The sequence below is a fragment of the Streptomyces sp. NPDC054047 genome, assembly GCF_055585065.1.
This window is the reverse complement of record NZ_JBVJKV010000012.1, coordinates 59620-72642: the sequence shown is the minus strand read 5'-3', so window position 1 is coordinate 72642 and position 13023 is coordinate 59620. Positions and strand designations below refer to the sequence as shown.

Sequence of the window (13023 nt, the reverse complement as noted above, 5' to 3'; positions counted from 1 at the left end):
CGGGGGACCCAGGCACCCGCGCCCGGCGACGAGACGCGAGGGGACGTGCCGGTATGTCCGCACGGAGCACGGCACGAACCAACTCCCCCGCCGAAGTCACCAGGCACTCAGACCGAGATAGCGAGTACGGACATACCGGCGCGGCCCCGTCGCCCTCCGCACAGCGGCTCCGCGCCATCGACCCCCACCCACGGCCGGATGCGCCGCAGGCCTCTACCGATCCCCCACGTCCCCCGCACCCCCCGCATCCCCCACCAGCACCGCCACGCCATCAAGCACCCGCCCGATCCCGAAATCGAACTCCGCGTCCTCGGTATCCGCGACGTCGAGGACCCCCGCCTCCAGGGTCCGCCGCAGCGCCGGAAACCGTCCGGGGTCGGTCGAGATCAGAGCCTCGATGGTGCGCGCGTACCGACGCATCGCCTCATCCGGCTCCTGCCCCTTCGCCCTCATCGCCGCGTCCAGATCGGCCATGAGCGTGACCTCGTTCCGCACGAACCCGCCCACCAGCATGAGCACGGAGAGCTTCCACCCCTCCTCCAGACCGCAGTCGTCGAGCGCCGCGAGCCCCTGCTCCATCCACTCCAGATAGTGGGGCGAGGCGGGCGGTGACGTGATGGGGATGCGTACGAGCCACAGATTGCGCCGGAAGACCTCACGCTGGGCCCGCGCCCACCACTCCAGACGCGCCCGCCACCCCGTGACCTCGGCCGGCATCTCGGGCGGAGCCCCGGTCGCCGCGTCCTGCATCAGGACGTACAGCTCGTCCCGGGCGGAGACGTACCGGTAGAGGGACATCGGCGAGACGCCGAGCGCCTTGGCGACCCGCCCCATGGTGACCGCGCCGATCCCCTCCGAGGCGGCGATGGCGATGCCCGCGTCGACGATGCGATCAAGGCTCAGACCGGGCTTGGGCCCTTTCGAGGGCCGCTCCCGCAACCCCCAGGCGGTCTCGAGGCTCACGGACAACCCCGTGCCCTCACCCTGCACGCCACCACCATCACCATCTGCCGCCATGATCCGCCGCTGCCTCCTCCTGAGCTGCCGTGCTTGACGCACATCGTAGTTCTGCGTAACCCTTACACGGTAACGCGTAAGCCCTACGCAGTAGACCCGGGGGAAGCCATGCCACCCACGCCCACACCACCACCCACCCCACCCGCCATCGAGGCAAAGGCCCTGACCAAGACCTACGGATCAGGCACCCGAGCCATCCCCGTCCTCCGAGGCATCGACCTCCACGTCCCGCCCGGCACCGTCTTCGCCCTCCTCGGCCCGAACGGCGCAGGCAAGACGACGGCCGTCCGCATCCTCACCACGCTCACCACCCCCGACACGGGCACGGCACGGGTGGCGGGCCACGACATCCGTACGGGACGCCGCGAGGTCCGCCGCGCGATCAGCCTCACCGGCCAGTTCGCCGCGGTCGACGAGACGCAGACCGGCGCCGAGAACCTCCGCATGATGGCGAGGCTCGCGGGCCTGAACCGCCCTGCCGCCGCCACCCGGGCCGCCGAACTCCTGGCCCGCTTCGGCCTCACGGAGGCGGGCGACCGCCTGGTCCGCACGTACTCGGGAGGCATGCGCCGCCGCGTCGACCTGGCGGCGGGCCTGGTGGGCGACCCCCAAATCATCTTCCTGGACGAGCCGACGACGGGCCTCGACCCGCGCAGCCGCCAGGAGATGTGGGAGGTCGTACGCGACCTCACGGCACAGGGCACGACGGTCTTCCTGACGACCCAATACCTGGAAGAGGCAGATCAACTGGCCGACCACATCGCGGTGTTGCACGAGGGAGTGATCGTGGCCGAGGGCTCACCATCGGCTCTCAAATCCCTGGTGTCGGGCCACCGCCTGGACGCCACGGTCAAGACCCACCACGCGTACATCCGACTGACCGAGCGGGCCACGCACCACTCCCCCGAGACCCTGACGCTCGGCTTCCCGACGGACGGCACCGCAGCAGGCGTACGAGACCTGCTGGACGAACTGGACCCGGACCGCACCGATCTGGCGACCTTCACCCTCCGCACGGCAACGCTGGACGACGTCTTCCTGACGCTCACGAACCCGACGCCCCCGCAGCAGCCGAAGGACCAGCGACCACAGGAGCTGACCACCCATGTCTGAGGCAGCCCTGATCATGACCGGCAGAGCGATCCGCATCAGCCGCCGCAACGTGGACGCCCTGATCACCTCCATGGCGCTCCCGGTGATGCTCCTCCTGATCTTCGTCTACTTCTTCGGCGGCGCGATCAAGACGGACACCCGGTCGTACGTCACGTACGTAGTGCCCGGAGTCCTCCTCCTCTGCGCCGGCTTCGGCTCGTCGAACACGGCGATCGCGGTGACGGAGGACCTGAAGGGCGGCATCATCGACCGCTTCCGCTCCCTGGACATCGGCGGCGCGCAGATCCTGACGGGCCACGTCGTCGCCTCGGTGGCCCGCAACCTCATCGCCACGACCCTGGTCCTGGCCCTGGCCTTCGCGATCGGCTTCCGCCCGACGGCGACCCCGGCGGCCTGGCTCGCGGCGACGGCGATCCTGCTGGCATTCATCCTGGCCCTGTCCTGGCTCTCGGCAGCGGTGGGCCTGCTGGCCAAGTCCCCCGAGGCGGCAGGCGGCTTCACGTTCTTCGTGAGCTTCCTGCCCTACCCGAGCAGTGCCTTCGTCCCGACCTCCACCATGCCCGGCTGGCTCCGCCCATTCGCCGACCACCAGCCGGTGACCCACGTCATCGAGTCCCTCCGGGGCCTGCTCCTCAACCAGCCGGTGGGCTCGACACCGTGGGCCGCCCTGGCCTGGTGCGCGGGAATCCTGGCGGCTTCGGTCGGGGCATCGGGGCTGCTGTTCAGGAGGCGGACGACGTAAGGACCCGCCCTCCCGGAGAACCAGCTCAACGACGCGCCCGCACCCCCGCCGCCGCCCCCGCCCGATGCAGACCGAGCGAAGCCTTCGCCGCGTCCAGCGTCATCGCGTACGACTCGACGGCACGCCGCACGTGCGGGCTGTCCAGAGCGGCGCCGGTCTCCAGCCGGTCCAGGTCAACGTAGGCGGAGCGGACGAGCTCGATCCACCGGTACACGCGCCAGTCCTTCTCCCAGCCCTTGGTGTACTCGGGCGGCAGCATCCGGGCCCAGCGCGCGAACAGCCGCTGCCGGATCTCCACCCGGGTCGGCGTGAGGTGCAGATGGCGCACCAGGTCGTACAGCGGGTCACCGATCATCGCCAACTCCCAGTCGATGATGGTGAGTCGGCCGCCGAACTCGCCCCGCACGAGGTTCCACGGATTGAGGTCGCCGTGCAGCAGCACCGACGTGCGCGGTGCGGTGTCGTGCCTGCCGAGGATCTCCTGTAGCCGCCACCCGTTCGGAAGGCCGCAGGCTCGGGCCTGCCGCTGGGTCTCCTTGGGCAGCGAGTGCACGAACCGGACCAGTTCACGGCTGAGCCGGCCGTAGAAGCTGGTGTTCGCCGCGGCCGGATCGAGCCTGGAGTAGTCGACCCGGGTCAGCGCGTGGAGCTGGTCCACGAGGTTGTCCGCCTCGTTGGGCAGCAGGCCGTGCACAGGATGGCTCGGCGGCTTCTCGCAGCCGAGCGGGCCCTCGTAGGAGTGGACGGCGAACAGATCGCCCCGGTCGCTGGTCCCGAGCGCGAGGACCCTGGGCGCCCTGACCCCGGCCTGCGACTTCTCGATGGCGTCGAGTACGGCGTGTTCGCTGAGGAAGCCGCTCTCGCGGCGCGGCACGGCACCCGCCTTGCGCCGCACCACGACGGGGCGCTCGACTCCGTCCACCCGCACCACCGTGTTGAGGTGGGCCGTGCCCTTGAACACCCGGTGCTGCTGCGCCGCGCCCTCGGCGGCCAGCGCCTGGAGGACGGCGCTCCGGGGGAAGTCCGGGCGCTCCGGGACGCGTTCGTCGGGCTGCCAGGAGAAGGTGGACGGCACGAGCCGGGGGCCGCCGCCCGGTGCTGCCGCGTGCCGGGCCTCGATCCGGGCCGCCTGCCACCGGTAGAGCGCCCGCTCCACCTCGCCCACATCGGGCAGTCGTGTGAGGCCGAGGGCCTTCTCCGCCGGGTGCAGGCACTGGCGCACGGATTCGGCGGCAGCCCCAAGGCGCGTGCTGTCGAGCGTCGTCCCCAGGGAACGCGCCGCTCCCATCACGTCGAGATGGACGGCACGGACCTGCTCGAGGGCGATGTAGCTGCGGACGTCCTTCAGGACTCTGGTGACGGCCGACGGCCTGCGCCTGTGCATGGCGACGGCCCAGGCGTCGATCACCTCCTGCCACTGGAAGTCGGGGTACCGCATGCGCACCAGGTGGGACGCCAGGTCGTAGGCGGGATCGCCGTAGGTCGCTTGGGACCAGTCCAGGCTCACCGGCCGGCTCCGGTCGCAGGGCAGCAGGACGGTGGCCCGGCGCAGATCCGTGTTGAGGAGGCTGTACGGTCGCCGCGCCATCGAGGGCGCCCGCTCCGCGCAGTGGATCAGCGCATCCGGCCCGATGCCGAAGGCTCCGAACAGGCCGCCGAACTCGGCCCAGCCGGGCCGCACGTCACGCTCGTGAAGATGCCGGGCGAGGTTCCGCAGGAAGCCTCTGCTGTCCTTCTCGTCGTGCGGCCAGCCGCCGACGGGAGTCCCCAGTGACTCCTTGCGCACCAGGACCAGCTGCGCGAGCAGTTCGACCAGGGCCTTGATCAGCTGGGGCTGTACCGGCTTCCCGTCCTCGCAGAACCGATCCAGCGGTAAGCCGACCGTGTCCCGCAGCGCGTCCAGGTCCTCCGGGGCCAGCGGGTGCTCGGGGAGCTCGGGGAGTTCGAGAAGCCCGGGGAGCTGGGGGAGCACAGGGCGGACGGCACGGAACACCGGAGTTCCGTTCGTCCAGGTGCTGATCGACACGTGCCGCTCCTGATGCTCGCGCGCGTACCCGAAATTGCCGCACAGCCTAATGAGGCCCACTCTCTCCCGCGACGCGGGGGAGGCGTATGGCCGAGAGTCACCAAGGTTGTAACGCGCATGTGCGCCAGGCGTTACTCGGCGAGCGGATACCGCCAGGAGTTGACCCGGGAGTCCGCACGGGCGGTCGGTTCAGCGCCGGGTGCGGAGGATCTTGAGCACGGGTTCGAGCGAGTCCACGATGTGCTCGCGCTTGACGCCCGCGTCCCGCAGCCGTCCTGCCTTGCGGTCGTCGTGCGCGTAGCCCAGGAAGTGCACTCCGGCCCCCACCGCGGCCTCGTAGTCCGTCGGGGCGTCGCCGATCATCAGCGCCGCGGCGGGGTCGGCGCCCATGGCGCTCAGGGCCCGCTTGACGCAGTACGGGTTCGGCTTGAGCAGGTCGAGGTTCGGGGTCCGGCCGTAGATGTGCGGGGCGAAGCAGTGGGTGAGGTCGCGCGACTCCAGGTACCTCGTCACCGCACGCGCGGAGTTGTTGGTGGTGATCGCGAGCCGGGCGTCGAGATGGACCCAGGTCTGGATCACCGGATCGGCGTACGGCGTGGGCCATGCGGTGGCCGCCGCCTTCAGCTCGTCCTGGGTGAGCTGCTCCTCGATCTCGGTGATCAGATCGCTGCCGGGGTGCCGGGCGGCGACGGCACGCATGACGATCTGGGGGTCCTCCGCGCCCGGCAGCCCGTCGGGCAGGAGCCCGCGCAGGCCCCGTCCCTCGAGGCCGCGCACCATGTCCGCGGCGATCCGTACGGCCGAGTGCCTGGCGAACAGCCGGCAGATGGGCCCGTCGAAGTCGAAGAGCACGAAACGGGCGGGGACGATCAGATCACGCAGGTTCTCGATCTCTTTTGCCATCTGTTCGGTCTGCGTCGTATCAGGAGTCACTAAGAGAGTGTCAGCTCCGTCGCAATGGTTGCCCAGAGCGCGTCGAACCATTTCTGGGACTCTTCGACGAACGCGGCGTCCCGGGGGGCCGAGGCCTTGTCGAAGGAGAAGAGCGGCGATCTCAGCCCCGAGACGTCGAACGCCTCCATCTCGGCGCTCCCGAAGTCCAGCGTGCTGCGCTCGATCGTGTAATAGGCGAGAAGCGCCTCCTGCTGGTTCAGCAGGTACAGCTTCACCGGCGGGGTGAACGGCAGCGCGCGGAACGAGACGTCGACGTCGATGCCGTGCGAGGCGCGCAGCGCGCGCAGGTTGTGGCGCAGGACCTGCCCCTGGGTGTTGCGCAGCGCAAGCCAGCGCTGCTGGATCCTGCCGTCCTCGTCGCCCAGGCCGCTGACCGGCCTGGGGAAGGCCAGGTCGATGTCGCTGCTGGGCAGCAGGATGCGGACGTCGATCGACGTGGGCCGGATGAGCCCCTCGTGGACGCGGCGCACCGGCTCCCCCAGCGCGATCATCAGCGTCTCCGCCGTGTACGACACGACGTCGATCCGCACCCGCGGCTCCGAGAACGCCGCCGCGAGCCGTGGCGCGAGGCCGACCATCGACGCCTGCGGGCCCGCGCCCGCCGACGTCGGACCCGATGGCTCCGCCGCGATCCGTGGCGGGCTGCCCTTGCTCACGTTGGCAAGCAGTCCGTCGCCCTGAAGCGTCTTCAGCGCCTGGCGCACCGTCCCCCGCTCCACGCCGAACTCCTCCGCGAGCACCGCCTGCGTGGGGAGGCGGTCGCCCGGCTTGAGGTCGCCCGAGCGGATGCGGTCGCGAAGGGTGTCGGCGATGTCCTGGGGAGTGAGCTTTCTGCTGCCGTTCACTGCAACGTTCTCCTGGGTCACGACCAGACGATACAACTACCCACCATCTCGGGGCAGTTGTCTTGAAGTTGTTTATGTTGTGGAACCAAGTGGGGACAACTCAAGTGAAGTTGGTTGCCAACTCATCCGAGATGGCAGAAGGGGGAACCATCATGACCGTCCTCGCCCTCCTCGCAGCCGTGTCCGCCATCACCCTCGAACAGTTCGTGCAGTGGCAGTACGGGGCCACCGGCCTCGTCGGGCTGCTCCTGCTGACCGTCGGGATCAAGGCGAAGAGCCCCACCTGCAGCTCCATCGGCGCCGTCGTCCTCGCGCTGATGATGACCGGCCCCGCGATCTGAGGGCCGTTCGTCCGCTAGCCGCGCGCCAGCTCCAGGTCCTGACTGATCGTGCCCCACAGAGCGTTGAACCAAAGATGCGACTGCTCCACGAAGGTCGTGTCCCGCAGCCCGTCACCCTGGTGGAAGGGGAAGAGCATCGACTGCGCGCCCTGCGCGTCGTACATCTCCAGGGGCTCGTGGTCGATCTGCTCGCTCTGCTTCGCGAGCGTGTAGTAGGCGAAGAGCGCCTCGGAACCATTGATGAGATACAGCTTCACCGGCGGCGTGAACGGCAGCGCGCGGAACGAGACGTCGACGTCGATGCCGTGCGAGGCGCGCAGCGCCAGGAGGTTGTGGCGGAGCACCTGCCCCTGTGCGTTGCGCTGGTCGAGCCAGCGCCTGTGCACCTGCCCGCCCTCGTCGTCCCCGCTGTCCACCGGCGCCGGAAAGGCGAGATCGATGCTGCGGCTCGGCAGCAGCACGCGGACGGTGACCTTGGCCGGTTTCCGCTGTCCGGCGTGAATCTGACGGAGTGGTTCCCCGATCGCCATCGTGAGCGAGATGGAGGTCAGGCAGAGCGCGTCGATCTCCACGTGGTCGGCCTCGAACGCGGCGGCGATACGCGGGGCGAGGCCGACCATGGTGGGCTGCGGCCGGACGCCACCGGGCCCGGAAAGGACCTGCTTCGAGGTCTCGGCGACCGTGGCGGGGCTCCCCTTGGACACGTTCGCCAGCAGGTTCTCGCCCTGAAGCGTGCGCAGCGCCTCACGTATCGCACCGCGCTCCACGCCGAACTCGTCGGCCAGCTCGGCCTGCGTCGGCATCCGCTGACCCGGCCGCAGCAACCCGGACCTGATCCGGTCGCGCAGCTCGTCGGCCACCTCGTGGTGAGACCTGTGCGGCCTCTTCATCCCATTGACTTGGGCAGGTTCCGGGCTCACAACCAAACAGTACAACTTCGCGCCATCTTTGGGGAGTTGCTCGGAAGGTGGTTATGAATCGAGCCATCGCGGAGATAACTCAGGTGAAGTTGGTCGCCAACTTAGGCAACCTGGCAGGAACCCTCAGGGGTTGGCCACCAGCCGTTGCCCATCGGATGGCTGCCGACCTGATGGGCCGGGGCTCGGCGCCCCGTCCCGAAAGGGGGAACGTCATGCCGCTCATCGCCATCGTCATCGCCGCTCTCGCCATCGGATTCGAGCAGCTCATCCAGTGGAAGTACGGGCCGATGGGAATCGTCGCCTTCGTCCTGCTGACCGTGGGCATCAAGGCCAAGAGCACCAAGATCAGCGGGGTCGGGGCTGCGCTCCTCGTCCTGCTGCTGGCCCAGTCGGGCTGACAGAGCTGGCTGACCGGGTTCCCATCCGGAGGGGAGCCGGGAGCCCGGTCAGCCACCGAACCGGGGGACACGGGGGGCGCGGGGGCACGGGGGCACGGGGGTGCCGGTGGGGGAGGAACGGGCGGGCGGGTGTCCCGGGGGGATTCGTCGGGGGGGAGAGAGAACCCATCCGGGTCCGTCCGGGGGGGAACCCTGGGGGGGGAACCCTCAGAACGCCGCCCGTATCTCCCCCACCTCGGCCGCCCCGCCCAGCAGCGGCGCACGGCCGACGCGGGTGAGTACGTCCGCCTCCACACCCGCCAGGTGCAGCGCACGGGCCAGGACGGGACCCAGGGCCCGTATCCCTCCGTCGTCCACCTTGAACGCCAGCGCGCGACCGTCCGGCAGCGCGAACGCCTGGACCGCCTCGGCGCCCATCTTGGAGAGGGCCCCGGGAATCTCCCGCATCAGCCAGGTGTCGGGGCGGCGCGTACCGGCGACGTACTCGGGGTGGGCCCGCATCGCGTCCGCGACCCGGCGCTCGGCCGAGCCCTCGGGGGCGAGGACGAAGTGCCGGAAGGCCCGGGCGAGGCCGGTCAGGGAGATCGCCATCAGGGGCGCGCCGCAGCCGTCCGTGCCGACGGCGGCCACCTTCTCGCCCGCCGCCTCCTCGACCACCTTCAGGATCAGCTGCTGGAGGGGGTGACCCGGGTCCAGGTAGGAATCCGTGGGCCAGCCGTTCAGGTCGCACACCGCGAGCATCGACGCGTGCTTGCCGGAGCAGTTCATCGTGACCCGGTCACGAACGGCACCCGCTGCCAGATATGTCTCGGCCTCGACCGCGTCCAGCGGGAGGTCCGGCGGGCACTGCAGGTCGGCGGCCGTCAGCCGGCGCTCGGCCAGCATCTTCTGGACGAGGTCCCGGTGGAACCCCTCCCCCGAGTGACTCGCCGCGGTCAGCGCGAGCCGCTCGCCCGACAGGTCGAGCCCCGCCCGCAGCACCGCAGCCGCCTGCATCGGCTTGTTGGCGGACCTGGGGAAGACGGGGGCGCTCACGTCCCCAAGGGCCAGCTCCACGCTGCCGTCCGCGGCCAGCAGCACCAGGCTTCCCCTGTGGCGGCCCTCGACGAAGCCTGAACGTACGACCTCGGCGAGGACCGGGGATATGACAGGGGTGGCGGCGGACTCGGCGGACGTCGAGGTCATCTTCGGCCTTCCGGGGCGGGGGTGGCGTGACGGCCGCCCGCGGAGGCCGGGATCACCGGGTCACGAGAGCAGGTCGTCTACTTGTGCTTCACCTTCACGGTACCTGCGGGCGATCTCCGCACTGCAATCGTCCGCCGTGCGCTGGAGCTGCTGGCGGCGCCGGGAAACCTGCTGTTCGTAGCGGATGAGCCGCCCCATGGCCGTGTGCAGCTCGTCGTCCGTACGGGCGTCCAGGTCGGAGAGCTCCACCTCGGCGAGCATCTCCGTGGCGAGCAGGCCGTACTCCGCGCTGTGCGGCGTGCCCAGCGTCACATGCCGGGCCGACGAGCGGTGCCGGGCCGGCGCGTCCGTGAGGATCTCCGAGAGCCGGTGCACGATGGGACCGTGCACGACAGGCCCCTCGGGACCCGGCGCCGACGGGTCCTTACGGCGCGCGACCTCGGCCCGCAGGATGTCGATCCGCCCCTGGAGGAGGCGCCGGACATAGCTCAGGTCCGCCTCGTTCTGCTGTGCGTCCCTGCGCAGCTCACGCAGCTCGCGCAGGAGCAGCGCGGCCAGGTCGGGCGCGGGCTGCTCGGAAAGGACCGCACTGCCCGTGCGCTGCATGGGCGGCCGCGGCACGTTCGTACGTCGCGCAGCGCTCATGCGGGTCAGCGACACAGGTCCGGGCGGCTGTCCCGTACTTGGTGTGCTCATGTGGCTCTACCGTCCCCTCGACCGGCGCGGTACACCGCGTGATGAGCATGGTGCCACCCCGGGTGGCCGCTATGTGAGCGAGTGCCCCCAATCGGCCCCAGATGGGGGGTTCAGGCCAACCTCACGGGCGGCGCATCCGGCGCATCTCGGCCGTACGGAGCACGGCATGATGGGCCATATGCGTGCTGTGGTGCAGAGAGTGGACGGAGCGAGCGTCGTCGTCGAGGGCGAGAACGGCCCCGAGACGGTCGGCGAGATCAACGGCGAGGGCCTGTGCGTCCTGGTGGGGGTGACCCACGAGGACACCAAGGAGAAGGCGGCCCAACTGGCCCGCAAACTCTGGTCCGTTCGGATGCTGGCCGACGAGAGGTCGTGCTCGGACATCGACGCGCCGCTGCTGGTCATCAGCCAGTTCACGCTCTACGGCGACGCGCGCAAGGGCCGCAGGCCCACCTGGAACGCCGCCGCGCCCGGCGATGTCGCCGAGCCCCTGGTCGACGAGGTCGTCTCCCAACTCCGGTCCCTGGGCGCGACGGTGGCGACGGGGCGCTTCGGCGCACAGATGCGGGTGTCCTTGACGAACGACGGGCCGTTCACGGTGCTTCTGGAGATGTGACCGGGCCACATACGTGACCGGGCCACACCTGTGACCCGGTCATGTTTGTTCCTGGGGGTGTTCCTACGGCTGGACCACGACTTCCTGCGAAGCCGCCGTGGCCCCGGCGAGCAGCCCCGCGTCCAGCGGCACGTTCCGCTTCACCAGGGCCAGCGCGATCGGGCCCAGCTCGTGGTGGCGTACGGCCGTCGTGACGAAGCCCAGCTTCCGGCCCTCCTCGCCCTCCGAGGCGAGGCGCAGCTCCGTTCCGGCCGCCGGCAGGAGGACCTCGCTGCCGTCCAGGTGCAGGAAGACCAGGCGGCGCGGCGGCTTGCCCAGGTTCTGCACGCGGGCGACCGTCTCCTGGCCGCGGTAGCAGCCCTTCTGCAGGTGCACCGCCGAGCCGATCCAGCCCAGCTCGTGCGGGATCGTGCGGTGGTCCGTCTCGAAGCCGAGCCGCGGCCGGTGCGCCTCCACGCGCAGCGCCTCGTAGGCCAGGATGCCGATCGCGGGGGCGCTCTCATCGGCGTACGACTCGAGGGACGTACGCGGCAGGAACAGATCACGGCCGTGCGGCGTCTCGCGCACGACGACGCCTTCCGGGACCGCGGCGATCGAACCGGCCGGCAGATACACGACCGCGAACTCGTCCGTGCGGTCGGCGACTTCGACCCGGTTGAAGAACTTCATGCTCTCCAGATACGCGACGAGCGCGTCCTGCGTGCCGGGCTCGACGTGCGCCCACACCGTCTCGCCGTCGTCGACGAGATAGAGGGCGTGCTCGATGTGGCCGTGCGCGGAGAGGATCAGCGCCTCGGTGGCCTGGCCGACGGGCAGCTCGGTCACGTGCTGCGTGAGCAGCAGATGCAGCCAGCTCAGCCGGTCGGGGCCGGAGACGGAGACGACGCCGCGGTGCGAGAGGTCGACGAAACCGGTGCCGTCGGCGAGGGCGCGCTGCTCACGGAACAGATCGCCGTAGTGGGCGGCGACGCCTTCGTCCACGCCCTCGGCGGGGACGGCGCCGGGCAAGGACAGGAGGGGGCTCTTCATGTTCACCCACACTACGACCCGGTAGCGGCCGTTCTTATTCCTCGGCGGCTTCGGCGCCCTTGGTGACCTTGCGCGAACAGTCCCCACAACGCCCGAAGATCGCGAAGTGCTTCAGATCCGTGTCGAAGCCGAACGAGTCCCGCAGTTTCGCGGTGAACTCCGCGGCCACCGAGACATCCGCCTCGATGACGTTCGTACAGTCCCGGCACACCAGGTGCATGTGGTGGTGCCGGTCCGCCAGGTGGTACGTCGGCGCACCGTGCCCCAGGTGCGCGTGGCTGACCAGCCCCAGCTCCTCCAGGAGCTCCAGGGTCCGGTACACCGTGGAAATGTTGACCCCCGACGCCGTCTTCCGCACTTGGCAGAGGATGTCGTCGGGGGTCGCGTGCTCAAGGGTGTCGACGGCTTCGAGGACAAGCTGGCGCTGCGGCGTCAGCCGGTAGCCGCGCTGTCGCAGGTCGCTCTTCCAGTCGGAATCGGTGCTCGCCACACAGGCAGTCTAGGCCAGAGGGGAAACGGCCTACTTGAAGAAAGCGATGCCGTCGTCCGGCAGATCGCCCAGGCCCCTGGCCATCTCGGCGACGTCCTCGGGCGTGACGACCTTCTTCAGCTGCGCCGACATGTACGGACGGAGCGGCACCTCGGGGGTCTGCTTCTCGCCGACCCACATCAGGTCGCCCTTCACGTACCCGTACAGACGCTTGCCGCCGGTGTACGGGCCGGAGGCCGCCGTACGGGCGACCGCGTCCGTGACCAGGTCGATCTGCGGCTTCTGGTCGGCGAGCTCGCCGTACCAGACCTCGACGACACCGTCGTCGCGGACCATCACGGTCTCGACCTTGCGGTCCTTGTCGATGCGCCAGAAGCCCGACTCGGACTCCAGCGGCTTGACCTTGTTGCCCTCGGCGTCGAGCACCCACGTGTGCGAGTGGTACTCGATGAAGTCCCGCCCGTCATGGGTGAAGGACACTTCCTGGCCGAAGTTCGCCTTCTCGGCGCCGGGGAAGTCGGTGACGCCCGCGCCGGCCCAGTTGCCGAGGAGCCAAACGAGGGGCACGAGGTCGGGGTGCAGGTCGGACGGAATCTCGATCATGGGAAGCTCAGGCGATCTCTAGGTGGCGTACGGGCTCAGCGCTGACCC

General features: G+C 69.9%; 15 protein-coding genes. 5 read left to right on the top strand and 10 right to left on the bottom strand.

Translation table 11 applies throughout. The annotated features are described in order from the left end of the window. Nucleotides 1-213: 213 nt before the first annotated feature. Nucleotides 214-1017: a TetR/AcrR family transcriptional regulator gene (locus tag ACZ6ZP_RS34335; RefSeq protein ID WP_469409696.1), complete on the bottom strand. Its 804-nt coding sequence runs from the start codon at nt 1015-1017 to the stop codon at nt 214-216. Between the two features lie 108 nt (nt 1018-1125). Between ACZ6ZP_RS34335 and ACZ6ZP_RS34330 the strand changes: the two genes are divergently transcribed. Both ACZ6ZP_RS34330 and ACZ6ZP_RS34325 read left to right on the top strand, forming a co-directional pair. Continuing rightward, nucleotides 1126-2130 carry an ABC transporter ATP-binding protein gene (locus ACZ6ZP_RS34330; RefSeq protein WP_469409694.1) on the top strand — a complete coding sequence of 335 codons (1005 nt, stop codon included), beginning with the start codon at nt 1126-1128 and terminating at the stop codon, nt 2128-2130. Further along, nucleotides 2123-2872 (top strand): ABC transporter permease, encoded by a 750-nt coding sequence (locus tag ACZ6ZP_RS34325; RefSeq protein ID WP_469409692.1) that lies wholly within the window; start codon nt 2123-2125, stop codon nt 2870-2872. Before ACZ6ZP_RS34330 ends, ACZ6ZP_RS34325 begins: the two co-directional genes overlap by 8 nt. Before the next feature lie 25 nt (nt 2873-2897). Here the strand turns inward: ACZ6ZP_RS34325 and ACZ6ZP_RS34320 are convergent, their stop codons facing one another. From ACZ6ZP_RS34320 to ACZ6ZP_RS34310, 3 genes are all read right to left on the bottom strand, one after another. After that, nucleotides 2898-4898 (bottom strand): phosphotransferase, encoded by a 2001-nt coding sequence (locus ACZ6ZP_RS34320; protein ID WP_469409690.1) that lies wholly within the window; start codon nt 4896-4898, stop codon nt 2898-2900. 189 nt (nt 4899-5087) lie between these two features. Beyond that, the gene (locus ACZ6ZP_RS34315; protein ID WP_351168425.1) at nt 5088-5882 is read right to left on the bottom strand and encodes an HAD family hydrolase; all 795 of its coding nucleotides are present in this window, start codon (nt 5880-5882) and stop codon (nt 5088-5090) included. Then, nucleotides 5831-6724, bottom strand: coding sequence for a GntR family transcriptional regulator (locus tag ACZ6ZP_RS34310; protein WP_361467312.1), 894 nt, complete (start codon nt 6722-6724; stop codon nt 5831-5833). Before ACZ6ZP_RS34310 ends, ACZ6ZP_RS34315 begins: the two co-directional genes overlap by 52 nt. 125 nt (nt 6725-6849) lie before the next feature. Here ACZ6ZP_RS34310 and ACZ6ZP_RS34305 point away from each other — a divergent pair, with 125 nt between their 5' ends. Continuing rightward, complete coding sequence (locus ACZ6ZP_RS34305; protein ID WP_351168423.1) at nt 6850-7038, top strand: hypothetical protein; 189 nt, start codon at nt 6850-6852, stop codon at nt 7036-7038. Nucleotides 7039-7052: 14 nt separating this feature from the next. Here ACZ6ZP_RS34305 and ACZ6ZP_RS34300 read toward each other — a convergent pair whose 3' ends face one another. Next, on the bottom strand, nt 7053-7928 hold the full coding sequence (locus ACZ6ZP_RS34300; protein WP_351168421.1) for a FadR/GntR family transcriptional regulator: 876 nt from the start codon (nt 7926-7928) through the stop codon (nt 7053-7055). Between the two features lie 242 nt (nt 7929-8170). On the opposite strand from ACZ6ZP_RS34300, the gene ACZ6ZP_RS34295 reads away from it, so the two are divergent. After that, the gene (locus ACZ6ZP_RS34295; RefSeq protein ID WP_351168419.1) at nt 8171-8356 is read left to right on the top strand and encodes a hypothetical protein; all 186 of its coding nucleotides are present in this window, start codon (nt 8171-8173) and stop codon (nt 8354-8356) included. Nucleotides 8357-8563: 207 nt separating this feature from the next. On the opposite strand, the gene ACZ6ZP_RS34290 is transcribed toward ACZ6ZP_RS34295, so the two are convergent. Beyond that, nucleotides 8564-9541, bottom strand: coding sequence for an asparaginase (locus ACZ6ZP_RS34290; protein ID WP_351168417.1), 978 nt, complete (start codon nt 9539-9541; stop codon nt 8564-8566). 60 nt (nt 9542-9601) lie between these two features. Beyond that, entirely contained in the window at nt 9602-10237 is a 636-nt protein-coding gene (locus tag ACZ6ZP_RS34285; protein ID WP_351168415.1) for an RsiG family protein, read from the bottom strand. A gap of 178 nt (nt 10238-10415) precedes the next feature. Here ACZ6ZP_RS34285 and dtd point away from each other — a divergent pair, with 178 nt between their 5' ends. After that, nucleotides 10416-10853 (top strand): D-aminoacyl-tRNA deacylase, encoded by a 438-nt coding sequence (gene dtd, locus ACZ6ZP_RS34280; RefSeq protein WP_351168413.1) that lies wholly within the window; start codon nt 10416-10418, stop codon nt 10851-10853. 63 nt (nt 10854-10916) lie between these two features. Here dtd and ygfZ read toward each other — a convergent pair whose 3' ends face one another. From ygfZ to ACZ6ZP_RS34265, 3 genes are read right to left on the bottom strand one after another with little or no spacing between them, the layout of a single operon-like run. Next, nucleotides 10917-11882 (bottom strand): CAF17-like 4Fe-4S cluster assembly/insertion protein YgfZ, encoded by a 966-nt coding sequence (gene ygfZ / locus ACZ6ZP_RS34275; protein ID WP_351168411.1) that lies wholly within the window; start codon nt 11880-11882, stop codon nt 10917-10919. Between the two features lie 34 nt (nt 11883-11916). After that, nucleotides 11917-12372: a Fur family transcriptional regulator gene (locus tag ACZ6ZP_RS34270; protein ID WP_351168409.1), complete on the bottom strand. Its 456-nt coding sequence runs from the start codon at nt 12370-12372 to the stop codon at nt 11917-11919. A gap of 30 nt (nt 12373-12402) precedes the next feature. After that, the gene (locus ACZ6ZP_RS34265; protein WP_351168407.1) at nt 12403-12975 is read right to left on the bottom strand and encodes a heme-binding beta-barrel domain-containing protein; all 573 of its coding nucleotides are present in this window, start codon (nt 12973-12975) and stop codon (nt 12403-12405) included. Nucleotides 12976-13023: the final 48 nt, after the last annotated feature.